This window comes from Vibrio sp. Isolate34, assembly GCF_022397915.1.
In the GTDB taxonomy this organism is placed as follows: domain Bacteria; phylum Pseudomonadota; class Gammaproteobacteria; order Enterobacterales; family Vibrionaceae; genus Vibrio.
In genome coordinates this window covers 170,784-196,472 of sequence record NZ_JAKEUO010000002.1, presented here as the reverse complement: position 1 = coordinate 196,472, position 25,689 = coordinate 170,784, and the positions used below count along the sequence as shown (strand labels likewise).

General features: G+C 44.3%; 27 protein-coding genes. 14 read left to right on the top strand and 13 right to left on the bottom strand.

Annotated elements, in window-relative coordinates; genetic code table 11:
* Positions 1 to 429 precede the first annotated feature (429 nt).
* The 3 genes from map (at position 430) to L1D22_RS03500 (ending at position 4,619) form a co-directional block, all read left to right on the top strand.
* A complete protein-coding gene (map, locus tag L1D22_RS03510) occupies positions 430 to 1,308 on the top strand; it encodes a type I methionyl aminopeptidase (protein ID WP_239828725.1) in 879 nt (292 codons plus the stop codon).
* Between the two features lie 141 nt (positions 1,309 to 1,449).
* The gene (gene glnD, locus L1D22_RS03505; protein WP_239828724.1) at positions 1,450 to 4,071 is read left to right on the top strand and encodes a bifunctional uridylyltransferase/uridylyl-removing protein GlnD; all 2,622 of its coding nucleotides are present in this window, start codon (positions 1,450 to 1,452) and stop codon (positions 4,069 to 4,071) included.
* A 164-nt stretch (positions 4,072 to 4,235) separates the two neighbouring features.
* A complete protein-coding gene (locus L1D22_RS03500; protein WP_239828723.1) occupies positions 4,236 to 4,619 on the top strand; it encodes a DUF3461 family protein in 384 nt (127 codons plus the stop codon).
* A gap of 131 nt (positions 4,620 to 4,750) precedes the next feature.
* Here L1D22_RS03500 and truC read toward each other — a convergent pair whose 3' ends face one another.
* Positions 4,751 to 5,500: a tRNA pseudouridine(65) synthase TruC gene (gene truC, locus L1D22_RS03495; RefSeq protein ID WP_239828722.1), complete on the bottom strand. Its 750-nt coding sequence runs from the start codon at positions 5,498 to 5,500 to the stop codon at positions 4,751 to 4,753.
* Positions 5,500 to 5,814 (bottom strand): YqcC family protein, encoded by a 315-nt coding sequence (locus L1D22_RS03490; protein ID WP_239828721.1) that lies wholly within the window; start codon positions 5,812 to 5,814, stop codon positions 5,500 to 5,502. Before L1D22_RS03490 ends, truC begins: the two co-directional genes overlap by 1 nt.
* 87 nt (positions 5,815 to 5,901) lie before the next feature.
* Between L1D22_RS03490 and L1D22_RS03485 the strand changes: the two genes are divergently transcribed.
* A complete protein-coding gene (locus L1D22_RS03485) occupies positions 5,902 to 6,942 on the top strand; it encodes a DUF3549 family protein (protein WP_239828720.1) in 1,041 nt (346 codons plus the stop codon).
* Positions 6,943 to 7,047: 105 nt separating this feature from the next.
* A complete protein-coding gene (locus L1D22_RS03480; protein WP_019821602.1) occupies positions 7,048 to 7,356 on the top strand; it encodes a DUF3301 domain-containing protein in 309 nt (102 codons plus the stop codon).
* On the opposite strand, the gene L1D22_RS03475 is transcribed toward L1D22_RS03480, so the two are convergent.
* Positions 7,322 to 7,840: a GNAT family N-acetyltransferase gene (locus L1D22_RS03475; RefSeq protein WP_239828719.1), complete on the bottom strand. Its 519-nt coding sequence runs from the start codon at positions 7,838 to 7,840 to the stop codon at positions 7,322 to 7,324. The genes L1D22_RS03480 and L1D22_RS03475 overlap by 35 nt on opposite strands.
* A gap of 767 nt (positions 7,841 to 8,607) precedes the next feature.
* On the opposite strand from L1D22_RS03475, the gene L1D22_RS03470 reads away from it, so the two are divergent.
* Positions 8,608 to 8,895: a hypothetical protein gene (locus tag L1D22_RS03470; RefSeq protein ID WP_017110392.1), complete on the top strand. Its 288-nt coding sequence runs from the start codon at positions 8,608 to 8,610 to the stop codon at positions 8,893 to 8,895.
* 22 nt (positions 8,896 to 8,917) lie between these two features.
* Complete coding sequence (locus tag L1D22_RS03465; protein ID WP_017630780.1) at positions 8,918 to 9,361, top strand: YaiI/YqxD family protein; 444 nt, start codon at positions 8,918 to 8,920, stop codon at positions 9,359 to 9,361.
* A gap of 111 nt (positions 9,362 to 9,472) precedes the next feature.
* On the opposite strand, the gene L1D22_RS03460 is transcribed toward L1D22_RS03465, so the two are convergent.
* The 3 genes from L1D22_RS03460 to L1D22_RS03450 all read right to left on the bottom strand — a co-directional run bounded on the left by L1D22_RS03460 (position 9,473) and on the right by L1D22_RS03450 (position 11,834).
* The gene (locus L1D22_RS03460) at positions 9,473 to 11,059 is read right to left on the bottom strand and encodes an AbgT family transporter (protein ID WP_239828718.1); all 1,587 of its coding nucleotides are present in this window, start codon (positions 11,057 to 11,059) and stop codon (positions 9,473 to 9,475) included.
* Positions 11,060 to 11,447: 388 nt separating this feature from the next.
* Positions 11,448 to 11,573 (bottom strand): type B 50S ribosomal protein L36, encoded by a 126-nt coding sequence (gene ykgO, locus L1D22_RS03455; RefSeq protein WP_004734365.1) that lies wholly within the window; start codon positions 11,571 to 11,573, stop codon positions 11,448 to 11,450.
* On the bottom strand, positions 11,574 to 11,834 hold the full coding sequence (locus L1D22_RS03450; RefSeq protein WP_239828717.1) for a type B 50S ribosomal protein L31: 261 nt from the start codon (positions 11,832 to 11,834) through the stop codon (positions 11,574 to 11,576).
* Positions 11,835 to 11,958: 124 nt separating this feature from the next.
* On the opposite strand from L1D22_RS03450, the gene tsaA reads away from it, so the two are divergent.
* From tsaA to L1D22_RS03420, 6 genes are all read left to right on the top strand, one after another.
* Positions 11,959 to 12,654 carry a tRNA (N6-threonylcarbamoyladenosine(37)-N6)-methyltransferase TrmO gene (gene tsaA / locus L1D22_RS03445; RefSeq protein WP_239828716.1) on the top strand — a complete coding sequence of 232 codons (696 nt, stop codon included), beginning with the start codon at positions 11,959 to 11,961 and terminating at the stop codon, positions 12,652 to 12,654.
* Positions 12,655 to 12,755: 101 nt separating this feature from the next.
* Positions 12,756 to 14,471, top strand: coding sequence for a proline--tRNA ligase (locus L1D22_RS03440; RefSeq protein ID WP_010436451.1), 1,716 nt, complete (start codon positions 12,756 to 12,758; stop codon positions 14,469 to 14,471).
* Between the two features lie 189 nt (positions 14,472 to 14,660).
* Entirely contained in the window at positions 14,661 to 15,356 is a 696-nt protein-coding gene (locus tag L1D22_RS03435) for a tellurite resistance TerB family protein (RefSeq protein WP_239828715.1), read from the top strand.
* A gap of 164 nt (positions 15,357 to 15,520) precedes the next feature.
* A complete protein-coding gene (locus L1D22_RS03430) occupies positions 15,521 to 15,724 on the top strand; it encodes a YaeP family protein (RefSeq protein ID WP_008222923.1) in 204 nt (67 codons plus the stop codon).
* Between the two features lies 1 nt (position 15,725).
* On the top strand, positions 15,726 to 15,917 hold the full coding sequence (locus tag L1D22_RS03425) for a DUF4250 domain-containing protein (protein ID WP_004738555.1): 192 nt from the start codon (positions 15,726 to 15,728) through the stop codon (positions 15,915 to 15,917).
* A gap of 232 nt (positions 15,918 to 16,149) precedes the next feature.
* A complete protein-coding gene (locus L1D22_RS03420; protein WP_017630785.1) occupies positions 16,150 to 16,476 on the top strand; it encodes a hypothetical protein in 327 nt (108 codons plus the stop codon).
* Between the two features lie 237 nt (positions 16,477 to 16,713).
* On the opposite strand, the gene glyA is transcribed toward L1D22_RS03420, so the two are convergent.
* The gene (glyA, locus tag L1D22_RS03415; protein ID WP_017072002.1) at positions 16,714 to 17,964 is read right to left on the bottom strand and encodes a serine hydroxymethyltransferase; all 1,251 of its coding nucleotides are present in this window, start codon (positions 17,962 to 17,964) and stop codon (positions 16,714 to 16,716) included.
* A gap of 347 nt (positions 17,965 to 18,311) precedes the next feature.
* Here glyA and L1D22_RS03410 point away from each other — a divergent pair, with 347 nt between their 5' ends.
* Positions 18,312 to 18,914 carry a YitT family protein gene (locus tag L1D22_RS03410; protein ID WP_017630786.1) on the top strand — a complete coding sequence of 201 codons (603 nt, stop codon included), beginning with the start codon at positions 18,312 to 18,314 and terminating at the stop codon, positions 18,912 to 18,914.
* Between the two features lie 172 nt (positions 18,915 to 19,086).
* Here L1D22_RS03410 and treC read toward each other — a convergent pair whose 3' ends face one another.
* From treC to gmhB, 6 genes are all read right to left on the bottom strand, one after another.
* Positions 19,087 to 20,772, bottom strand: a complete 1,686-nt coding sequence (gene treC / locus L1D22_RS03405; RefSeq protein WP_239828714.1) for an alpha,alpha-phosphotrehalase — start codon at positions 20,770 to 20,772, stop codon at positions 19,087 to 19,089.
* Positions 20,773 to 20,912: 140 nt separating this feature from the next.
* Positions 20,913 to 22,337 (bottom strand): PTS trehalose transporter subunit IIBC, encoded by a 1,425-nt coding sequence (gene treB / locus L1D22_RS03400; RefSeq protein WP_048661201.1) that lies wholly within the window; start codon positions 22,335 to 22,337, stop codon positions 20,913 to 20,915.
* Between the two features lie 205 nt (positions 22,338 to 22,542).
* Complete coding sequence (gene treR, locus L1D22_RS03395) at positions 22,543 to 23,487, bottom strand: trehalose operon repressor TreR (RefSeq protein WP_019824953.1); 945 nt, start codon at positions 23,485 to 23,487, stop codon at positions 22,543 to 22,545.
* A gap of 91 nt (positions 23,488 to 23,578) precedes the next feature.
* Positions 23,579 to 23,914 carry an MliC family protein gene (locus L1D22_RS03390; RefSeq protein ID WP_239828713.1) on the bottom strand — a complete coding sequence of 112 codons (336 nt, stop codon included), beginning with the start codon at positions 23,912 to 23,914 and terminating at the stop codon, positions 23,579 to 23,581.
* A 113-nt stretch (positions 23,915 to 24,027) separates the two neighbouring features.
* Complete coding sequence (locus L1D22_RS03385) at positions 24,028 to 24,789, bottom strand: IS5 family transposase (RefSeq protein ID WP_239828712.1); 762 nt, start codon at positions 24,787 to 24,789, stop codon at positions 24,028 to 24,030.
* Between the two features lie 125 nt (positions 24,790 to 24,914).
* On the bottom strand, positions 24,915 to 25,499 hold the full coding sequence (gene gmhB / locus L1D22_RS03380; RefSeq protein WP_239828711.1) for a D-glycero-beta-D-manno-heptose 1,7-bisphosphate 7-phosphatase: 585 nt from the start codon (positions 25,497 to 25,499) through the stop codon (positions 24,915 to 24,917).
* Positions 25,500 to 25,689 lie beyond the last annotated feature (190 nt).

The window sequence follows — 25,689 nt, the reverse complement described above, 5'->3', positions numbered from 1 at the left end:
CACATCCCCCATGAATCCGACCCCTAACAACTAACCACTTTTCAGCCGTTATTCGTGTTGTTGAGGCACCCCGGAACATGTGTCGGAATGTGTGTGATTTAAAGATATAAGTTAGTAGACACAAAGTCAGTTTCGCCAATTGGAGAAAACAGTCCTGATGTCCGGCGCGCTTTATACCATATTTTGTCTATCTATGGCTAGAAAAAAATCTAAAAATGGCGACTGCTATACTGATCTCTAAAGGCGAATTTCCTCTATAAATAGTGTCCCTTTCCAATCGCTTCGGTATCAACAAACCAAACATTATTCACTCAAGTTGAGTAGTATCCACCAGCATTGTACGGATATGGGAATGTTGCGCTAAATTGCTGCACTGATAGAATAGCCCCAATATGCACACTTAGGTGCTACCAAATTAAGAGATATGCAATGGCTGTAAAAATTAAAACTGCTGAAGAAATTGAAAAAATGCGCGTAGCCGGCAAACTGGCTGCTGAAATTCTAGAGATGATCGAACCTCACATCCAAGAAGGTACGACGACAGAAGAGTTAAACCAAATCTGTCATGAGTACGCTCTAGAAAGAGGCGCATACTCAGCACCACTTGATTACCACGGTTTCCCTAAGTCTATCTGTACGTCTATCAACCACATCGTGTGTCACGGTATTCCGGCATCACAAGATGAGACTGGCAGCACTGGTCAATTCAAACCTGCGGTACTAAAAGATGGCGACATCCTGAACGTTGATATCACAGTAATCATTCCTGATGACGAAAACGCAGACCTAAGCACTCGTCCACAAGGATACCACGGTGACACCTCTAAGATGTTCCTAGTGGGTGAAGTATCACCGGCTAACAAACGTCTGTGCATGGTTGCTCAAGAAGCACTTTACGAAGGCATGCGCCAAGTGAAGCCAGGTGTTCAACTTGGTCAAATCGGTACGGCTATCGAGAAGTACATCAAGACCAACAACAAGAACAACCCACGTGCGAAGTTCTCTATTGTTAAAGATTACTGTGGTCACGGCATCGGTTCTGAGTTCCATGAAGATCCACAAGTGGTTCACTACAAAAACAACGACCGCACTGTGCTAAAAGCAGGCATGTGTTTCACTATCGAGCCAATGATCAATGCTGGTAAGTTTGGCTGCCGTCTTGATGACCAAGATAGCTGGACAGTATACACCGCAGACAGCAAAAACTCGGCACAGTGGGAACACACACTGGTTGTAACAGATACAGGTTGTGAAGTACTAACACTGCGCAGCGATGATACGATTCCACGTATCATGAAAAACGCTTAGTTCACCGAACTGAACGCATCCGCCTTTTAAAAATATCCTCGCTTTGTCGAGGATATTTTTTTACCCACTCAATTTCGATTTTCCATCAGCTTCTGTTAAATTGTTTACTATTCTCATTTGCTTGCACGGATAGCAGACCCTATGCCTTATCAATGCCCTCTTACGTTCAATGACGAACAAATTGAAATCTGCGAATTAAAAAATCAGCTCGAGATCTTCACGCAGTATCAAAAAAATGAATTCCTGAATCATCATCCAGTTACCGACTTAGTGTTGCTACGTTCCGAATACATGGACTTTCTACTCAATCGACTATGGGAGCATTTCGGATTCAACAAACTGCCTCATATCTCACTCGTCGCAGTGGGCGGTTATGGCCGTGGTGAGCTCCACCCCTTGTCTGACATTGATATCCTTATCGTCTCGCAAAAAACATTGCCACCAGCACTCGGCGAAAAAGTCAGCCAGTTCATCACCCTACTCTGGGATTTAAGACTCGAAGTCGGCCACGCGGTACGAACCATTGCTGAGTGTCTTGATATCGGCATTGATGATTTAACCGTTGCAACTAACCTGCAAGAGTCGCGCTTATTGTGCGGCAGTGAAGACACCTTCCAAGAACTGAAGCTGAAGATTCACTCTGATTCATTTTGGCCAAGTGAGACTTTCTATAAGGCTAAGATTCAAGAACAAAGAGAGCGTCACGCTCGCTACCACGACACCACTTACAATCTTGAACCCGACATCAAATCGACCCCGGGTGGACTCAGAGACATCCATACCCTGAGCTGGGTTGCGCGTCGACACTTCGGTGCCACATCTTTGCTGGAAATGAGTAAGTACGGCTTTCTGACTGATGCGGAATATCGTGAGTTAGTTGAGTGCCAAGATTTCTTATGGCGCGTTCGTTTTGCGCTGCATATTGAATTGCGTCGCTACGACAACCGCCTGACGTTTGCTCATCAAGCCCAAGTCGCTGAACATTTAGGTTATACAGGCGAAGGCAACCGTGGCGTTGAGATGATGATGAAAGAGTTCTACCGCACGCTTCGTCGTGTCGCTGAACTCAACAAGATGCTGCTTAAGTTGTTCGATCAAGCGATCATTAACGGTGGTCAAACGCACGACGCCGAAATTCTCGACAATGACTTCCAGCGCCGTGGCTCACTGATCGAAGCACGCAAGCCAGCTCTATTCCAAGCGAGACCAGAAACTATTCTCAATATGTTTATCCATATCGCAAACGACTCGTCCATCGAGGGGGTCAGTCCACCAACATTGCGACAACTGCGCACGGCACGTCGTCGATTGAACCGATTCCTGCATACGATTCCTGAGGCTCGAGAGAAGTTCATGGCCTTGGTTCGTCACCCGAACGCCCTGCACAAAGCTTTTAGTTTGATGCATAAACTGGGCGTGCTGTCCGCTTACTTACCACAGTGGAGCCAAATTGTTGGTCAAATGCAATTTGATTTGTTCCATGCTTACACCGTGGATGAACACAGTATTCGCCTGCTCAAGCACATCAATCGTTTCAATCAAATTGAGAACCATGACAAGCATCCTATCTGCTGCGAAGTGTATCCTCGCGTGCAGAAGAAAGAGTTGCTAATTCTTGCGGCTATCTTCCACGACATCGGTAAGGGCCGTGGTGGAGACCACTCAGAAATCGGCGCGATCGAGGCATACTCTTTCTGCATTGAACATGGATTGTCGAAACCAGAAGCCAAACTAGTAGCTTGGTTAGTACAAAACCATCTGTTGATGTCAGTGACCGCTCAGCGTCGTGATATCCAAGATCCTGACGTGATTTCTGAGTTCGCTAAAAAAGTGCGCGATGAAGAATCATTAGAGCTATTGGTGTGCCTAACCGTCGCCGACATTTGTGCAACCAACCCAGATCTATGGAACAGCTGGAAACGCACTCTGTTAGCAGAATTATTTCATTCAACTCAGCGTGCACTGCGCCGTGGTTTAGAGAACCCGGTCGATGTCAGAGACCGTATTCGCCACAATCAACAAATGGCGTCAGCTCTACTACGTAAAGAGGGCTTCACCGCTCGTGAAATTGAAGTGTTGTGGCAACGTTTCAAAGCCGATTACTTCTTACGTCATACACACAACCAAATAGCATGGCACTGTGAGCACTTACTTCGCCTAAAAGACCCAAGCCAACCACTAGTACTAATAAGTAAGAAAGCGACGCGTGGTGGGACGGAAGTGTTTGTTTACTGTAAAGATCAAGCAGCTCTTTTTGCTACCGTGGTTGCTGAACTCGATAGACGTAACTTTAACGTGCACGACGCACAAGTAATGGTCAGCAAAGATGGTCATGTTTTGGATACCTTCGTCGTACTCGATCAACATGGTGAAGCGATTGATGAATCAAGACACAAAGCCGTCGCTAAGCATCTGACTCATGTTCTGGCAGATGGTCGTCCGACGAAGATCAAGACACGTCGTACACCACGCAACTTGCAGCATTTCAAGGTGAAGACTCGGGTTGAGTTCTTGCCGACCAAGAGTAAAAAGCACACCTTGATGGAACTAAGAGCTTTAGACACACCTGGATTATTGGCTCAAGTGGGTGCGACTTTTGCGGAATTAGACATCAATTTGCACGGTGCAAAAATCACCACGATTGGAGAACGAGCAGAAGATTTGTTCATTCTGACCAGTGAAGCGGGAGGAAGGCTTTCTGAAGAACAAGAGCAAGCGCTAAGGGAACGGTTAACGGAACATGTTTCTGAACTCACGCCTTAAAAAGAGAATCTAACCATCGAATAAATGTGGGTAAAGATAGAGAGCGATCTTGCCCACAACTTACAATCAATTCTCAGATATCAACTATCTAGCTCGTCTTTAGGCTGCTACATTGATTAAGTCAATTACATAAAAGTATTACATTCATAAACTAGAGGTCGCTTATGTATCCAAACCTCACTGGCTTAGGTATCCACGAACCTAAACAGATTGAACGTTACTCCCTTCGCCAAGAAGCGCACAAAGATATTCTGAAGATTTACTTTCGTAAGCAGAAAGGCGAACTGTTCGCGAAAAGCGTTAAGTTTAAGTACCCACGACAAGTAAAAAATGTGCTTGTTAGCGGTGGCAACAATCAATACAAAGAAGTGACAGAGATAAACCGCAACCTCACTCTTGTGATTGATGAGCTGAACAAGATCACCAAACCGACACCAACCACTGAGATGGATGTGAAGCAGAAGATCCTTACTGACTTGCGCCACCTAGAGAAAGTGGTATCGAGTAAGATCTCTGAAATCGAAGCCGATCTAGAAAAGCTGAAATAATCGCGAGAACAGACAATTAACAACCACGATTAATTGTTACGCTCAGATCACACAGACATTAAAAAGGGCTGATATCACTATCAGCCCTTTGTTTTACTTTACTTTCTATGCTTACTTAGATGCCTGTGCTTTTACTTAGACGAACACGCTTTAGCATTGATTAAATTGGTGTCCCACTCAAAGGTTTCAAACAACCTTAACCACGTTTCATCGAGATTGGCCTTCATGACCAACTCTTCTTTAGTGAAAGGATGAATGAAGCGTAATTCAGACGCATGCAGCAACAAACGGTACGAATCTAGATCATCACGAAACAGTCGATTGTGTTTACCGTCACCATGTGAGGTATCGCCAATAATTGGGTGTCTTAGGTGAGCCATGTGACGACGCAGCTGATGTTTACGACCTGTCTTTGGCATCATCTCAACCAAGCAATAACGGCTAGTCGGAAAACGCCCTGTTGAATATGGCACTTCGACTTTTGCTAGCGGTTCATAAACTGTCACTGCTTCTTGCGCTTCTTTGTCTTCTTTCGCGAACTTATCTGCGATCTTATCCAATTCAACCTTCAGTGCGTAATCGAGCGTATCGCCCTCTTCTATCCAACCACGAACAATTGCATGATAAGTCTTTTGCATCTCATGGTTAGCGAACATTGGCATCACCTCAGAAGCAACCTCACTCGACAGAGCAAACACTAATACGCCAGACGTTGGGCGGTCTAAACGGTGCAGAGGAAATACGTGCTGACCAATTTGGTCACGCAGTGTTTGCATCACAAATTGAGTCTCGTGTTTATCCAACCATGAGCGATGCACTAGCATACCCGCAGGCTTATTCACTGCGACAAAATACTCATCTTGATAAATGATCTCTAACATTACGCGCATACCTCATCAATGCTCTGAATCGTCACTAGCAGTTCGGCCTTGTCCGCCTCATTTTTCCATACTTCACCAAAATAAGGATGAATCGCGAAACCCTTTGGTAGGCTCATTTGTGCATCCATCATTGCGTTGATCTTAACAATGAATATCCACTGCAACCACTCTTCAGGTTGTAACGAATCAATCGCGAAAGGTTCAACACTGGCCAGAGCTTCGTTTGAAGGTGGAACATCACTCCACAGCGAACATTGGCGCATTTGTTGTTCTAATTGTTGAAGTAAAAGAGGTAACTTTGTGGCTGCTGTCATTTTTCACCAAGTTATTTATCTAGTGACCTTGAAATTGGGGCATAGAGTACCATCTATTTAGGAAAGAAAGTTAGGAGCTTTATTACTATGGAAACGATTCACACGCTCACTCAGTTACTAAAGAATAGCGGTTGCCAATACGATATCTACGACCTAGGTCGTCGCATTCAGAAGATCGACAACACCTTATTCTCTGATGTTGAGCAAGGGAAACAGCCGTACCCATTTCCACTTCAGAAACAAGCTCACTTAGCCATTAGTTACTGGAACGAACACAAGCAGCCTTGGATTTGGTTCCTAAAGTTCAAGCTGGACGAAAGAGGCCTATTGCATCAAGGCGATGTAGGCAACTTCCTTAAGTTTGTTATCGAAGCGATGGGCACACGTCTAAACGGCGAGATCAGCGAAGAGCAACAACAAAAGCTGTCTAATAACCCATACACGTTTAAGCCTTCAGAAGACAAGATGGCCGTGTTCCATAGCCAAGTAAGAGCAGGTTTAGACCTGGCGACGAGCCAATACTACGAACACGCTCAACACTACTTCACTGGCGATCTAGGCTGGGACAACTGGAAAACGGTTGGTCTTCAAGGCATCACCGATATGTGTGCTCGCCTAGGCAGCCAACAAAACGGTGTCGCGATTCGTAAAGCATTGAACAAACTGCCATCAGAACCTCTATACGCAACACTAGGGGCGCTTGAGCACACGCAAATCAATGACAAACTGGCTCAACGCTTACAAGAGATGGCTGAAAATGAAATTAACAGCCAAGAACCGGATCTGTTCTTGCTGTCTGCGTTAGTTCGTGCCCTTTCTGGTGCTGAGCAAAGCACAACGAATGCCGTAATTAACCAAGTTCTGGCGAGCCCACGCTTAAGTCACCAAGAGGTATTAATTGGTTTAGCTGGTCGTAGCTGGCACGCACTGCAAGATCCAGCGATTGCTGAGCAATTCTTGCTGCGTCTCGCACAAACAGGTAACCAAAACTTGTTCAATCAATTATTTGCAGATTTAGTGATGATTCCAACTCTGAGAATGGTATTTTTACCGCTACTGAACTCAAATCCATCACCAGAACTTGCCAACGCACTGGTCGAACTGCAGCAAGCGGCCAAAGCAAAATAAGCAAAATAAGCAAAATAGGCTCACAAAGAGAGTCACTCTGTAGCTCATCAAAATGCGCAACTATCACAATTGGAATGAAGAGATAAAAAAGGAAGTATGGATTAAATGATAGATAACTTATTGGCTATTTTATTTCTGTGCTTCTTTTGCTTTTTATTTTGGCAGCAGCGCAGGCAATCAGAGCTTGCGAAGGCTGCCATTGCGAGAAAGTGTAAAGAACTAGACTTACAGTTGTTGAGTGTCGCTTTCAGTGGTCATAAACTTAAGATGCGCCATGAGTTAACAACGATTTGGCGCTGGCATACTGTGTACCAATTTGAGTTTTCAGCGTTAGGTGATGACCTGTACCAAGGCAAGCTGACCATGGTTGGCTTCCGCTCTATGCGGTTTGAGCTACAGCCTCATAGAATGTAACGTCACAATACGCGGTATAGCGATATTCATGATAAGGGCCAAACTGATCTTGTTTGGTCTCTTCAAATGCAAAACCGAGCTTTTCTAATAACTTAATGGATGGGTTATGACCGACATTGACGGTTGCGACGACATTCGTTAGGTGCTCTTCAAAACACACCAAGCTAAAGAAAGGTTTTAGTATTTCACTCGCAAGGCCTTTATTCCAGTGTTCTTTATCCAAAATAAAGCCAAGTTCATGCCTGCCTTTTTCAGATGAAATAAAGACATGTCCCAGATATTCACGAGTTTGGTTATGGATGATCGCACGGCAAAAGCCGACGTTGTCTTGCAGTATTTCTTGAAAAAGGTGCTTCGCAGAGGCAACAGAGTGCGGCCCGTTCATTTCAGCACGATTAATGGGGCAGCAGTTTAACTTGATAAAGTCGAGTTCTAGCTGTTCAGTATAAGGTACCAACAGCGTTCTTGAGGTTGCTATCGTCATAAAACACTCCTTGTGTTGACCATTAGCAGAAAAGCAGATGTCGCGCTCTTAGATGAAAAGCTCTCGATTAAACAGAGCCCCCTAGACAGAGAAAACTTCAGAAAAAGAAAAGCCCCGACACCGAAGTGTCAGGGCTAGGGTCTTACTCGCAGCAGTCCGGCTACTAATTAATGCTCCATGCATCATCCATAATAGTGGCTGTAATCCTTCAGCTCTTTCCTTTACTTCGCCGTCCTAGCGGTGTCCAATCATCCTGAAAGCTAACAATCCTAGTTAGCGCACATCACTTGTTCCGTGAGCGGTGTCCTTTACATCGTCCTGATGCTAATCCAACCCTTTAATCCTAAAGGTGTCCATTGTCATTCCGTTGCAGCTAACTTCCTGTTAACTGACTGTATCCCAACAATGTCCTTACGCTCCATGCTTGATCACTCAATCCTAAGTAACCAAATCTTCATCCTGAAGATAACCAAATCCTTGGTGCTTTCCTGTTCCGTGTCAGAATCCTTCCGACAAGGTTTAATTTACGCGATTTAGGATTTCGGACAATAGATTTGCATCACACTTTGAATCCAATCGAGTTGTTAATTATATAAAACAATTAAAATTCAACACCTTAACCATATGCATATCAATCTCTCTAGACAAGTATTCGTGTTATCTCACAACCTTTGTAAGAGATCTCTCACACGCCATGGGATGTTTTATGATTCGCTATCATCCACCGGAGCGAGTAAAATGACCAAAGACTAAAAATGGAGGTCAACATGCTGACAAAAGATGTTTCTGAAGAGTTGAAATCGGTGCTTGAAGGACTGCAAGCACAAGGTAAAGAGCCGACCGTTGCGTTAGTAAAAGCTCGCATGAGTACATCGGTTCCAATGCCTGCTTTAATCACCACCATCAAGAGCTGGAAAAGTGCGAATCGCGTACCTAAAGTTGAAGTCGCCACACAGGAAGAGCCAGCACTAGACCGTGTTAGCCAACTGGAAAAGCAAATCCTAGAACTTACCGCTCGTGTTGCCACGCTTGAAGCTAAGTTAACTGAACAATAAGCTAACTGAGAAATAGAACACTATGAAGATATGGGTTGATGCGGACGCTTGTCCAAAGGTTATCCGAGAAACCATCGTACGCGCAGCTGAGCGAACCGGTGTTGAATGCACCTTTATCGCAAACCACGTTGTTCCTGTACCAAAACGAGTGAACATCCACTCGATTCAAGTACCAAGCGGCTTCGATATCGCCGACAACGAAATAGTAAAACGAACAGAGAAAGGCGACCTTGTCATTACTTCAGACATCCCTCTGGCTGACGAAGTGATCACCAAAGGCGCTCTGGCACTGAGCTCGCGCGGTGAGCTTTACACCAAAGAGACCATTAAAGCGCGTCTCAACATTCGTGATTTTATGGAAACCATGCGTTCAAGTGGCATCCAAACTGGCGGACCAAGTACCCTTTCTCAAACCGACCGTCGTGAGTTCGCCAACCACCTCGATCGCCTGTTAGCAAAACGCTAACAATCTAATTCTAAATTAACTTAGTTCTATCTCTTCATGACAAGAACAAAAAAACCTGCAATCAATGCAGGTTTTTTATTGTCGATTAGAAGGGGCTCCCCTACTCAACCACTAAGGCGTGTAGTACGTTGCAGCGCCCGGACCTACTGGTAGGCCAAATACGAATACCCAAACGTAGAACATTAAGCTCCAACCAACCAAGAATACGATTGAATATGGAAGCATAGTTGCAATCAGAGTACCGATACCTAGGTTCTTCATGTAACGCGTTGCTACAGCAAGGATAAGACCGAAGTAGCTCATCATTGGAGTAATGATGTTCGTTGTTGAGTCACCGATACGGTAAGCCGCTTGAATAGTTTCTGGTGCGTAGCCTACTAGCATTAGCATTGGAACGAAGATAGGTGCCGTTACAGCCCACTGAGCAGAAGCCGAACCGATCATCAGGTTAATGAAGCCACACATTAGGATGAATGCGAAGAACAACATTGGACCCGTTAGGCCGATATCCTGTAGGAATGTAGCACCTGCAACTGCGAATACTTGGCCGAAGTTAGTCCACTTGAAGAAAGCAACAAACTGAGCAGCGAAGAACACGAGTACGATGTACATGCCCATTGAAGACATAGACTTAGACATTGCATTGATAACGTCACGGTCTGTTTTCATTGTGCCAGTAACTTTACCGTAAACAAAACCAGGAACTGCGAAGAATACGAAGATGAACGCTACGATACTTTTCAGGAATGGAGAACCTGAAACCGTACCTGCTGCTGAACGTAGAACGCCATCAGCGGGAACAATCGTCCATGCAAGAAGTGCAGAAACCGCTAATACTGCGATACCCGCAAGCTTAAGGCCTTTCTTCTCAACGTCTGTTAGCTTGCCCATTGAATCATTTGATAAATCTTCAGACGCTTCTTCGTCGTTGTATTTACCCAGTTTTGGTTCAACAATCTTCTCAGTTACAAATGCACCTGTAATCGCAATGAAGAAAGTAGAAACAAACATGAAGTACCAGTTTGATTCAGGGCCAACGCTGTAAGTCGGGTCGATCATCTGTGCTGCTGTTTCTGTAATACCAGAAAGCAGTGGATCAACCGTACCGATTAGAAGGTTTGCAGAGTAACCACCAGATACACCAGCAAATGCTGCCGCTAGACCCGCTAATGGGTGACGACCCAATGAGTGGAAAAGCATCGCTGCAAGCGGGATAAGTACCACATAACCAAGCTCAGAAGCCGTGTTCGAAATAATACCGGCAAAAACTACGGTTACAGTAACCATGCGCTTAGATGCGCCCATTACCATGCCACGCATCGCCGCAGATAATAGACCTGAGTGTTCGGCAATCGCTACACCTAGCATTGCAACAAGCACGGTACCTAATGGCGCAAAGCCAACAAAGTTTTTAACTAAATTAGTTACGATAAGCTGTAAGCCTTCAGCATTAAGTAAGCTTACAACGTAGATCATGCCGTCAGCAGCACGACCAGGAGCACCTTCTGGACGAGGGTCCATAACAGAGACTTCAAAATATCCAGCGATACCTGAAGTAACTAGAATAGCGACACAGAAGATTGCGAAAAGAGTGATCGGGTGGGGCAATAGATTCCCCAAATACTCAACACCATCGAGAAAACGGGTAAAAATAGGTTTCTTTGGCGAGTTGTTTTTTATTGAAGCTGATGAACTCATCAGTTCCCTCCTTGTAGTGATTCCTATGCAATTGTGACAAAAATGTTCAAATTGCCAGCGAAGGGTACGCGACAAAATTATCAATTAGAAATTCAAAATGTTACAAAATGTGTAACAAACGACGATTTTTAACTCTATTTGAACAATTAATTAGCAAATAAATCTATATTAAATACAAAACCTAGATTTATAATTCACAACCACACATTCACTACATACATATCTAACGGTATAACCTATTGATTCACTTTAAAATAAAATGCATCGTACGCTAAATAAGCACTCTATCTTTAATCCGGTTCCTCTTGAGGGAAAAGAAAAGCAGGCAAATGAATGAAGTTTGACTTTCCCCTCGTTTTTTACACACGTGTCACATCAAATTGGCGGCTTATTTCTGAACCGCTTTGAATCTCGGATTGGTTTTGCAGATAACATAGTGGCGGCCTCGGCGCTTTACTATCTGACAATCTGGGTGACGGCTCTTTGCACTTTTCAGTGATTTCACGACTTTCATTTATTTCGCTCCCTTACCTAATTGACCAAAACGACGAGTGAAGTTTGCAACACGTCCCTCTTTATGTAGCACTCTCTGTTTACCGGTATAGAAAGGGTGCGACTTTGACGACACTTCAATAGTGAAATAAGGATAAGTATTGCCATCTTCCCATTCGATAGTGCGGTCTGTTTTCAGCGTAGAGCCGATTAAAAAGCACTCATCAACGCTGGTGTCATGGAACACCACTGTGCGGTAGTCCGGGTGGATATTCGGTTTCATTGTCTTTCCCTAAATAATCAATTTGCTATGTTATAACATTTCAAGTGATAATTATTATCAAAAGAAAAACAAGCAAATTTATGATATTTTCCCGCCATAGATCGTAATTAGAGAGCGTCTACTCATGTACTCCATTGAACCTATTGGCTTTATAGAGTCTCCTTATAAAGAGAAGTTCGCAGTACCAAGGCAACCTAGATTGGTACCAACATCCATCTCAAGAGTCAGGCTGGTTGATGCGGCAAACTGCCTTGAATCTGTTCGTAACATAGAGCAATTTAGCCATGTGTGGCTGTTGTTTCTATTCGACAAGAACCTTGAAGCCGGCTGGAAACCCACAGTAAGACCACCTCGACTTGGCGGAAATGAACGCATTGGTGTGTTCGCATCACGTGCCACTTTTAGGCCGAATGGAATAGGTATGTCAGCGGTTGAGCTCAAAGGTGTCTCTCAAGAGAAGGGGCAAACTTGGTTGGATTTGGGCAGTGTCGATCTCGTCGACGGCACGCCGATCATCGACATCAAACCTTATATCCCCTACTCGGACTCAATTCCGGATGCACTTGGAGGCTTTGCCGCCGATGAACCTGAAGTGCTAGACGTGAACTTTTCACAGCAAGCCCAAGCGAAACTGGCACAACACCCGCAAGCGCGTCATATCATTCAAGTGATCAAAGAAGTACTTGGTCAAGATCCACGTCCTGCCTATAAAAAAGGCAAGCCGGACAGTAAGGAATATGCGGTAAATTTGTTCGATCTTAACGTGAAATTCGTTGTTGAGACGCTTTTCATCAATGTAACTGACATTGAACGCTTTTGAGATCCCAAATAGGCTGATATTATATGCGGCTATATCAGATTTGCTGTCGTCACTCACTGCAGCAAATTTTCTTTTATCAATGATGAAACGGATACCATAGAATGCGTACCAGTAACTACCTTCTTTCTACTCTGAAAGAGACTCCAAACGACGCAGAAGTTATCAGCCACCAGCTGATGCTACGTGCAGGTATGATCCGTAAGCTAGCTTCAGGTTTATATACTTGGCTACCTACTGGTCTACGTGTACTGCGTAAAGTCGAAAATATCGTTCGCCAAGAGATCGATAATGCAGGTGCCGTTGAAATCTTGATGCCCGTAGTTCAACCGTTTGAGCTTTGGGAAGAGACTGGCCGTTCTGAAAAGATGGGCCCTGAGCTACTTCGTTTCACAGACCGTCACTCTCGTCCATTCGTTCTTAGCCCAACAGCTGAAGAAGTAGTAACGAGCCTAGTACGTAACGAGATCAGCTCTTACAAACAGCTACCTCTAAACCTGTACCAAATCCAGACTAAATTCCGTGATGAGCGCCGCCCTCGTTTTGGCGTAATGCGTGCACGTGAATTCTCTATGATGGATGCGTACAGCTTTGATATCGACAAAGAAGGCTTAGAAAAGTCTTACCAAGCAATGCACGATGCTTACTGTAAAGCATTTGACCGCATGGGCCTTGAATACCGTCCAGTATTAGCAGACTCTGGCGCAATCGGCGGCAGCGGCTCTCAAGAGTTCCACGTTCTTGCTGAAAGCGGCGAAGACCTAATCGCATTCTCTTCTGAATCTGATTACGCAGCAAACATCGAGAAAGCAGAAGCACTCGCTCCTACTGAAGAAGTTGCAGCGCCAACTCAAGAGATGGAACTGGTTGATACGCCAAACGCAAAAACAATTGCTGAGCTTGTAGAGCAACACGGTCTAGCAATCGAGAAAACCGTTAAGACTCTATTCGTTAAAGCATCTGATGAAGTAGAAGCAGATATCATTGCTCTAATCATCCGTGGTGACCACGAGCTTAACGAAGTGAAAGCAGAAAACCTTCCACAGGTTGCTTCTCCACTAGAGATGGCTTCTGAAGAAGAAATCCGTGCACTTGTTGGTGCTGGTCCTGGTTCACTTGGCCCTGTTGGCCTAGAGCTTCCATTCATCGTTGATCGCTCTGTTGCTGTAATGAGCGACTTCGGCGCTGGTGCAAACGTAGACGGTAAGCACTACTTCGGTATTAACTGGGGTCGTGACGTTGAGCTTGCTCAAGTTGAAGACCTACGTAACGTTGTTGAAGGCGACCTTAGCCCATGTGGTCAAGGTACTATCCAGCTTAAGCGCGGTATCGAAGTTGGTCACATCTTCCAACTAGGTAATACTTACTCTAAAGCAATGAACTGTAACGTGCTTGGTCCTGATGGTAAGAGCGTAATCCTAGAAATGGGTTGTTACGGTATCGGTGTTTCACGTGTTGTTGCATCTGCTATCGAGCAGAACCACGATAAATTCGGTATCACTTGGCCAGACGCACTAGCGCCGTTCCAAGTTGCTATCGTACCAATGAACATGCACAAATCTGAGCGCGTTAAAGAAGCAGCTGAGAAGCTATACGCTGAATTAACAGCTATGGGTATCGAAGTACTATTTGATGACCGTAAAGAGCGTCCAGGTGTTATGTTTAAAGATATCGAGCTTGTGGGTATTCCTCACACTATCGTTATCGGTGATCGCAGCATGGACGAAGGTAACTTCGAATACAAAAACCGTCGTACTGGTGATAAAGAAGCTATCGCTATGGACACGGTTATCGAGCACCTTAAAGCTCAACTAGCTTAGTAATCCGATTACTGACTAGATAAACATTGAAAGGCTGCCATTAGGTGGCCTTTTTTGTACCTGTCGTTTCCCTTCAAGTTCTCTTCTATTTATCACTAGAGTAAATAACGTAAGTTAATCCCCTGTTCATCTTTAAATCCGTATATTGGGTTCATCAACTCTTTAGACCCGCTTACATTGGAGGTATCGATGGATATCAAAAGTTTACTTAACCAAGCACTTAAGTCAGATCTCGTTAAACAAGGTACTCAGAAGCTTTCCCAAGGATCTTCGAGTTTAAGCAGCCTCTCTCAAGGCAGTAGCAGCAATGGCAAAGGTATCAACAAGAGCACACTGGGCGCTTTCGGTGCAGGTGCTGTTGGTGGTGGACTGTTAGGGGCGTTAATGGGCTCTAAGAAGACTAAGAAAATGGGTAAGAAAGCGGCTGGCATTGGAGGCGCAGCAGCACTGGGCGCTTTGGCTTATAAAGTTTACAACGACTACCAGTCCAAACAAGGCCAGACTCCCAATATCGAACAGGCTCAGTTTGATGAAAATGATGCAAACCACAGCGTGCTGATTTTACGTTCGATGATAGCCGCGTCTAAAGCTGATGGCCATGTTGATGAAGAAGAGATGGCTAAGATAGAACAAGCCGTCGAAAACATGGGCGCTGATTATCAACTGACTAAATTGGTCTCTGAAGAACTGCATAAGCCACTCGACCCAAGCGAAATCGCTCAATTAGCAACGTCACCTCAACAGGCAAGTGAGATCTACTTAGCCTCTTTGATTGTGGCCGACGAACAAAACTTCATAGAAAAGGCGTACCTGAAAGAGCTCGCGAAACAGCTCAACCTTGCTGATGAAGTCACCTATCAACTTGAACAACAAGTCTCTGGCTAATCGGTAAGTACCAAACGAAGCAGTAAAGCACGGCCTAAGCAGAGAACTAACCAAGTGAGATATTGAGCAAGAACAAACTAACTCTGAACTTGATCAGATCCACTTTGTTTTTGCTTATCTCTATGTGTATATTGAGATCAGTTATCATTTGGTTAGGTATAAAAATGAAAGTATACGATTGTTGTGATTTGGTTCGTGAACTGTATTCTCAAATTGGCAGTGGCGATCAAGGCTATATCCCTAAAGCGATCACCTGCGCAGTAAAAACATTGAATGACCTTGCTGCCGATGAGTCTCTTCCTAAAGAAGCTCGCGAGCGTGCAGCCTTTGCTGCTGCTAACTTACTGATTTCAGATTTCGAGGACTAATATGAACCTCGCTAACTTTGAAAAGATGGATCCAGTGATGTTGATGAGCATCGTCAACATGAAGCTTCGTGACGACTTCGGCGGAGATTTAGATCGAGTGGTCAACTTCTACGAAATCGACAAAGCAGCATTGATCGCGAAGCTCGCGTCTGCTGGTTTTGAGTATCTTCCAGAAGCCAAACAGTTTCGATAGTCGTTTAAAAAATCTTCCTATTTAAAGGCCAACCTCTGTGTTGGTCTTTTTTTGTTGGTGATACGTAATAAGTAAACATGCAGCAAACCCGTTATAAATTATCTGTCTGCACCTATACTTTTATATCTTAGAGTCAACGAACGCGCCTTGAACCAAAGCGTATTGTTGTATAGGCTACCCAAACTAGCATATAAAACTCATCACCCAACTTGATGATAGTGAAGGATTAACAATGAAAAGACTCGGACTTTTAGCCGTTATCGCTGCCGCATTCACCGCAGGTTGCGCTTCAAATACTCAGCAAGACAACTTTCGCGAAGCCTCTTTTGAGCTGTGTAATACTGAAGTCGATATTTACTCTGTAAGCCATGATGAACGAGTTCGCATCGTCTGCTCTGATGGCTCTAAATTCGCTCTGAAGAGCGAAGACACACTAGAAGTGATGCGTGACATCAACATCGACTACTGCGATGGCGAAGGCCTAGGTAAGTTCAGTGAAAGCCGCCACTACTACTCTTTCAAGTGTAAGTCAGGCACTCTACTTAGCATCAAAAAGTAGAATAGACACTACCAAACAACAAAGGGTTAATGTGAAAACATTAGCCCTTTTTAGTATCTGCTTTCCTGTATTCTCAGATAACCTAACTCTCATACCTACAGATACAAAAAAGGCCCCAAAAGGGACCTCTTAAATCAATTTTCAAAGTAGTTGTTTGAAATTCTAGGAGAGCACGCGGAGCTTACGAATGTAAGTGAGCATGCTCGACAACGAAGTTCAAATCACTACGAAGAAAAATTAAGCGTAAACAGGTAGACGCTTACAGATATTTAGTACTTTTGCTTTAGTCGCTTCGATAACAGACTCATCACCCATGTTATCTAGAATGTCACAGATCCAACCTGCTAGCTCTTTCGCGTCTGCTTCTGAGAAACCGCGACGAGTGATAGAAGGAGAACCGATACGGATACCTGAAGTAACGAATGGGCTACGTGGGTCGTTTGGTACTGAGTTCTTGTTTACAGTGATGTTTGCTGCACCTAGTGCCGCATCTGCTTCTTTACCTGTGATGTCTTTGTTGATTAGGTCAACTAGGAACAGGTGGTTCTCTGTAGAACCTGAAACGATGTTGTAACCACGTGCTAGGAATTCAGCAACCATTGCTTTTGCGTTAGCAACAACGCGTGCTTGGTATTCTTTGAACTCTGGCTCTAGAGCTTCTTTGAACGCTACTGCTTTACCAGCGATAACGTGCATTAGAGGACCACCTTGGCCGCCTGGGAATACTGCTGAGTTCAGCTTCTTGTAAAGATCTTCGCCTTCGTTAGAAAGGATTAGACCACCACGAGGACCAGCAAGCGTTTTGTGCGTCGTTGTAGTTACTACGTGAGCGTGTGGAACTGGGTTCGGGTAAACGCCTGCAGCGATTAGACCTGCTACGTGAGCCATATCTACGAACAGGTAAGCACCTACTTTATCAGCGATTTCACGCATGCGCTTCCAATCACAGATTTGAGAGTAAGCAGAGAAACCACCGATGATCATTTTAGGCTTGTTCTCGATAGCCAGCTTTTCCATCTCTTCGTAATCGATTTGACCCGCTTCATCGATACCGTAAGGGATGATGTTGTAAAGCTTACCAGAGAAGTTTACTGGAGAACCGTGAGTTAGGTGACCACCGTGCGCTAGGCTCATACCCAGAACCGTATCGCCTGCATTTAGTAGTGCCATGTATACAGCGTTGTTTGCTTGAGAACCTGAGTGAGGCTGTACGTTTGCGTACTCTGCACCAAATAGTTCACATGCACGTTCAATTGCTAGAGTTTCAACTTTGTCTACGTACTCACAACCACCGTAGTAACGCTTGCCTGGGTAGCCTTCAGCGTATTTGTTTGTTAGCTGAGAACCTTGAGCTTCCATTACACGTGGGCTTGTGTAGTTTTCTGAAGCGATAAGTTCGATGTGCTCTTCCTGACGAAGAGTTTCTTCTTGGATAGCTGCGAATAGATCCGCATCGTAATCAGCAATGTTCATGTCACGCTTAAGCATCTGTATCTCCTGACTCAGATTGTACTGAAAGTTTCAAAAAAACCACACAACGACCGAAAGCAAACGTTTCCGTCACCGTTTTGATGTGACGCATTCTACATAATTTGATCTAGGTCATAAAGAGCTAATTGCAATTTTATCATGCAGTTTTTTCATAATCACAAATAAGATTCATCATGGTTATTAAGCTTATCCAACCAAAGATGACGCTTACTGTCAATTTTACGATTTACACCCTGTAAAACGCAAATTACATAGGTTTACCTTAATTTTGCCCCTCTAGCTACCGAAAGCTAAGGTTTTTCTCTACTATGCACGCCTTTATTGGTTAGGTAATTATAAAAACGATGGAAAAACACTCACGTAAAGAAGATTGGGTAGCAATCCTCACTGGCACGTTTTTAGTGGCGTTAGGCGTCTTCTTTTTACAGTCAGCGAACCTACTTACTGGTGGCACTACTGGCTTGGCTCTGCTTTTGAGTCAATTTATGCCGGTAACCTTTGGTATTTTGTACTTTATTGCTAATTGCCCATTCTACTTATTAGCATGGAAACGATTTGGCCGTCACTTCGCAATAAGCAGTGCCATATCAGGGGCTTTAGTGTCTGTGTTTGCCGATCATTTATACTTGGTGATTTCGTTAGAAGTTCATAATGAGATTTACTGCGCTGTTGCAGGCGGCCTGTTGATGGGCTTGGGTATGCTGATCTTATTCCGTCATCGCTCAAGCTTGGGCGGCTTCAACGTCTTGTGTTTGTTCATTCAAGATCGCTACGGTATCTCAGTGGGCAAAACCCAAATGGCTATTGATGCGTGTATTCTGTTTGCATCATTCTTCTTCGTATCGCCTTGGGTGATTGCGGTTTCTGTATTGGGCACTGCGGTATTGAACATCGTATTAGCGATGAATCACAAGCCTACGCGTTATTCAGTGAACTACGCGTCTTAGCATTCATACCAGTTCTATAGTCGCTGTCTACTCGACACTCTAACAGCAGACTCAAAACACGATAATCCAGACTATAGCTAAAACAAAAAGGCTTTGGGGAGCTCTCCAAAGCCTTTGTAAAAGCCCAATCCTTTAAGGGGAATAGAATCAGGCTTCTTAAAATGAAACAAGGTTAACCTTCAATCAAGAGAATACGAGTTTCGTAAGGACGTAAGACTAGATGATGTAATGCTGCTGAAGTGTTCGCTTCTTGATAGTTAGACAACAAACTCTTCGCCTTATTCATATCAAAACGTTCCGGTAAAACGCATTCCGCCTCTTCACCATAGTAGTTATTAATACACAACAAAGTCTGACTATCAGTCTCGCGAGAATACGCAAATACCGACGGGTGCTCAGGCAATAAATCTTTGTAGCTACCATGAGTAATCACTGGCACTTCTTTACGTAACTCAATCAAGCTCTTGTAGAAGTAAAAAACAGAGTCTTTGTCTTCCAGCGCTTGCTCGGCGTTGATCTCAGGGTAGTTATTTGCAACCTCTAGCCATGGCTGAGCTTGTGAAAATCCGGCATACGCTTCGCTATTCCATTGCATCGGCGTGCGAGAGTTATCACGAGATTTCTGCGCCAGAATCGCCATCATATCTTGATGCGCCATACCATCACGGTTCACCATGATGTCATACATGTTGGTGCTCTCTACATCACGATACTGGCTGATCTCGGTGTAACCCGGGTTGGTCATGCCAATCTCTTCACCTTGATAGATATATGGCGTACCTTGCATCATATGAACAGACGCAGCCAACATCTTGGCCGACTCAACACGATACTGCTGATCATCACCTAAACGGCTCACCACTCGCGGTTGGTCGTGGTTACACCAGAACAATGCGCCCCAACCCTTGCCGTTCAAGCCCGTTTGCCAGTGATTGAAGATCGACTTGAGCTGTAAGAAATCAAACGGCGCATTAGTCCACTTCTCACCATTGGTGTAATCCACCTTAAGGTGGTGGAAGTTAAACACCATCGATAGCTCACTGTTATCAATGTTTGAGTACTGTTGGCAATGCTCGAGTGTCGTTGAAGACATCTCGCCTACTGTCACACTGCCGTATTTCTGGAATACCGCTTCGCTGATCTCTTTCAGATATTCGTGCACTCGTGGACCATCAGTGTAAAAACGACGACCATCACCAATATCATCGTTAGGGAAATCTTGCTCTTTCGAAATCAGGTTGATCACATCCAAGCGGAAACCATCAACACCCTTCTCAGCCCAGAAGCTGATGACATCTTTCACTTCTTCGCGCACAACCGGGTTCTCCCAGTTAAGGTCGGCCTGCTCTTTTGCAAAGAGGTGTAGGAAATACTGACCCGTCGCCTCATCCATTTCCCATGCATTACCACCGAACTTAGACTGCCAGTTGGTTGGTGCTTGGCCGTTTACAGGATCTTTCCAGATGTAGTAGTCGCGGTATGGGCTGTTTTTGTCACCCAATGCCGACTGAAACCACGCATGTTCTGTTGAGGTGTGGTTTACCACTATATCCATCACGATACGGATACCACGTTGGTGCGCTTCAGCCAGCAATAGGTCGAAGTCTTCCATGGTGCCGAATTGCGGGTTAATCGCGTAGTAATCTGAAATATCATAGCCGTTATCGATCATTGGGGATGCGTAAACTGGGGTTAACCAAATTGCATCCACACTCAAGTGTTTAAGATAATCCAGTTTTGAAATGATCCCTTTGATATCGCCAGTACCTTTACTGCCACTATCACAAAAGCTCTTTGGGTAGATTTGATAGATGGTTGCGGTTTTCCACCAACTTTCATCATGCTCAGTCATCGCCATCTCTAACACTCACTTACCAGAAAATATAAATAAAAATCACCATGTGAATCATGGTCGAATAGCCGTTATAACTAAAAGAAAAAGCTATAACTAAGAGAAAAAGCGATGGCTCACTTTGGAGTCATCGCTTATTTAATGCATTACGCGTTGGCAGTTTCTAGCTCGCCTTTCATCTGTGCTCGCTTATAGAAGAACAGTGTTAACGTGACGGGTAGTACAATCGCCACCAGCATCGCAATTAAGTAAACAGACCAATATTGCGGTTGAATCGATAAGATGCCCGGCAAGCCACCAACACCGATACCATTCGCCATCACACCTGCACTACCACAGATTGCAGCCGCGGCAGCACTGCCGATCATTGCGCTCAACATTGGGAATTTGTATTTAAGGTTGATGCCGTACATCGCTGGCTCTGTCACGCCTAAGTAAGCAGAGATTGCTGCAGGAACCGAGATGTCTCGTTCGCCTTCGCGCTTGCTTAGAATGATGATGCCGACAACCGCTGAAGCTTGTGCAATATTTGATAGCGCAATCAAAGGCCAGATCGGTGTGCCGCCTAAGTCTTGCATCAATTGTAGGTCGACGGCGTTGGTTGTGTGGTGAATACCTGTAATAACCAAAGGTGCGTATAGGAAGCCAAATACCACTGAACCAAGAATCGCAAAGTCACCCGTCATTGCTGCTTTAGCCGCGAATGCCACACCATCGCCTAACATACGTCCAAATGGGCCAATGAAAGCGTGCGCTAGAATCACAGACAAAATAATCGAGACAAATGGCACGACAACAAGGTACAGATAAGAAGGAACAATACGCTTAAGGTTGGTCTCAATGAACGCCAGAGCCACACCCGCTAGCATCGCAGGGATCACCTGTGCCTGATAACCGACCTTCTCAATCACGAACAAACCAAAGTCCCACACCTCAGGTACCGATTTACCTATCATGTAAGCGTTCATCAACTGCGGGGAAACCAAGGTCACACCGAGCGTGATACCTAAAATAGGGGTTCCGCCAAGCTTCTTAACCGTCGCCCAACACACACCAACCGGTAGGAAGAAGAAAATCGCTTCACCAATCAGCCATAAGAAAGAGTGAACGGTTGCCCAGAATTGGCTGATTTCAACGAGGGTTTTGCCGTCGAACATGCGAATGTCGCCAATCACATTACGGAAACCAAGAATCAGACCACCAGTAATGATGGCAGGCAGCAGTGGTACGAAAATTTCGGCTAAATGGGAGATACCACGCTCAAGGAAGTTCATGTTCTGACGAGCAGCAAGCTTAGACTCATCTTTTGATGACGCCTCTTTACCCGTTTGCTCAATCAGAAGTGCGTACACTTCATCAACCTCTGTGCCAATCACGACTTGGAATTGACCTGCGTTCGTAAAGCAGCCTTTTACCAGCTTCAGCTTTTCTAGTTCTGCTTTGTTCGCTTGCTCTGTATCGTTCAATACAAAACGCAGTCGAGTCAGACAATGGCTGACACTCGCAATATTTTCTTTGCCACCGACTAACTCGATAAGACGCGCAACGTCTTGCTTCGCTATCTTACTCATACTACCCCACCCTGGTTTCATTCAATTACTCATCTAAACCATGTAGCAACAACCATTCAAGATTTAGACTAATGGGAACATTCCCAATTACGGTTATTATAATGCCCGCATGAATGATAAATTAAAATGGGAACAGTCCCATTAGTTGAAAGAGATCACACTCTAATTTTAATCTAAGCGGTTCGATTTCGCTTAATTGAGTGGATTATAGAATCGGAGATTGGGTGTGATGAGAGATCTCTGAATTGCCTAAAAGCTGAGAGATCAATAGATTAGCCGCCAACTTACCTGCAGATTGGTAGCCAGGATCAATGCTAAATACACGAGGGAACAAGAAAGAGAGAAGATCATTGCCACCAACACCTGTTACAACCACATCTTCACGTTGTAGTTCTTGTAGGCGCTTGATCACGCCAAGAGCCAATGTGTCACTGGCACAAACAAGCGCTTGAGTTGTAGGCGTCAGTACCTCATCCACCAGCTGATAAGCGCTTTCATGATGAAGCTGACCAGTACGATAGTTCGCAATCACTCCAGTGCTTTCGCACCAATCGAGATAAGCCTTAAGACGCAGCTCACCCGTTGATTTATCGCTAGGATCAACACCAATAAAACCGACATCTGAGATCCCCTGATCCGACAGATGCGCTAACGCACTATTGATCACCTGTTGGTTATCGTAGTTAATCGACGTTACGTTCTCAGTATCCAGAGCAATAACCACGGCTTTGTGTTCCCACGCTTCGATCGCTGGAATATCACAATCCGTAAAGCCAAACACAATGATGCCATCAACGTTACGACGCTTTAGAACCTGAAGGTGTTCATTGGCTTTGTCTCTGTCGAGTTGGCTTTCCATGATCACTACATCGTAATCCGCTCGATACAACTCAGCCAGCATGGTACTAACGGCTTTGTTTTCAGAGGGAGAATCTAAACGAGAGATGATCACGCCGATGACTTTTTGACTGCCACCACGCATTGATTGCGCAGACTTTGAAGGCGTGTACCCAGATTCTTGAATTACTCTTTCCACCCTTTCACGGGTTTCAGGTTTCACTTTAGGATCATTGGTCAGAACGCGAGATACAGTTGACTTACCAACACCGGACAGCTTAGCAATATCGAGAATAGTGAGTTTTTTGCTCATAAAAAGTCTAACGTTAAAGGGAAGGGAAGAAAAAGTGAGGGTAGGTTCCCTCACTTAACTATTTGTAAATCCTAGCAGTTCTTACTATGATTTACTTTTGGCAATTACGATAGACCACACGGCCAAGTTCGAGGCGTGCGTCGTCACCTTTAGTACGCAAAGTGACGCTATTAATCATCTCTGAGGTGCCATCATCTAGGATATATTTGGTTCCTGATCCTGCCGGTACCTGAGTCAATTGGTACTCGTTATCAGGTAAACGCAGTACTGCTTTTTCATTACTAAGGTAAGCCACATCAAACGACACGTCAGACTCACATTGATAAGTCACGAATTGATTATCCGATGCTGTACTGTCAGGGGCTGCTGATTTAGAGCACCCGACCAATGCTACCGCACATAGAGATGCTACCAACATAGCTTTCATACTTCGTTCCTCATCTTTATATAGTCATGACACTTAGTTTCGTCTCAGGTTAGGAGAACCTTATTGATAAGTAAGTGCCTAGGGTGTGTTGATCTTTGCTGTACATTTTACGTTCAACAATACATCGGTAGCCACATTAACATGAATGCCAGCGATAACATGCTGGCATAATTCCTTTCTAGCTTGTCATATCTACTTGAAATAGCTCGATAATGCTTAATCCTCCCAAAGGCATTTTCGACCAAGTGACGATACTTGTATAGACACCAATCCATACTGTCTTTGTCTATATCTTGTCCGTAATTGCGTTGAGCAATTACCGTTTCTCCGCCACGTTCCTTAACAAAGGTACGGAAAGGTTCGCTGTCATACCCTTTATCACAAACGATGGTATTAACTTCATCGAGTTGCTTTACTAAGCTTTCTGCATGCACTATATCGTGGCGTTGTCCTTCTGATAAATCAAAGCAAATCGGAAGGCCACCACTATCCACAGCTAAGTGAATTTTAGTTGAGTTGCCCCCGCGACTTTTTCCTATTTGCTCTGAGCTTTCAGTCGCTGCACCTGTACTATGCTGATGTGCTCGAACTATAGAACCATCAAGAAAGACCCATTCAAAATCAGCCATGCTAGATAAGCTTTTGAAAAGCTTATCTAAAACCCCTTTCTTTGACCAAAGATTAAATCGTCTGTAAACGGTACTCCACTCTCCGAACTCAGAGGGTAGATCTCGCCAAGGAATACCTGTTCTCATTCGATAAAGTATCCCTTCAAATGTCATTCGATGTTCAATTTTATCGTAAATACGACCTGTACTTTTCATAACTTGGAGTAACAGTTCCCAGCGAATATCAGTTAACATTGTTCTTGGCATGGTATTGGTTATGGTTTTACTTTTGGCGAAGCAAATTATAACTCTTTACCATGCTGTTCAAAAAACACTCTCGAAAGATCAACATGCCCTAGTGATAGGTAAATACCTTAGGGACAAATAAACGCTTAGCCTTTTAAGAAAGCAGGTACATCTTTAATGCTATCAAGTACCACACTAGCTAGCGCCTCACCCTTTTCAGTGATTGGCTTACCGGTTCTTACCAATACTTTAGTGCCAACACCTGCGGCTTCTGCAGCCATCATGTCTTCAGCTTTATCGCCAATCATCACAGAGTTAGCCATATCAATCTTCAGAAAGTCACGAGCAGAAATGAACATGCCTGGCTTTGGCTTACGACATTCACAATCTTGCTTGTAGTCACCAATGCCGTGCTCAGCGTGGTGAGGACAGTAATAAATACCATCGAGCTCGACACCATTATCAACAAAGTTCCAATCCATCCACTGTGTTAAAGAAAGAAAACGGTCTTCGCTAAACATGCCACGAGCAATGCCAGACTGGTTAGTCACTAGCACCAATAAATAGCCCATATCTTTAAACGCTTTCGCCGCTTCAAACACACCGTCGATGTATTCAAAGTCATGCTCATCATGTACGTAGCCGTGATCAACGTTAATCACACCATCACGATCTAAAAAAACAGCAGGTTTAGACAAAATTTTGTCCTCTATCAACTCTCTATTAATCATTAATTATTACACGCTTTATTTGCTTCATCACTATCTATTTAGTTTTGCGTTCGTTAACGATTTGTTTCCATCTCAGCAATACAATCGACGTTTAGCCGTCTAGACGTAAAAGTATCTATTGACTTAGATCATAGAACACCATAGCATCGTCTGTAAATCGAGCGAGCTATCGACATATTATTCTGTTCTA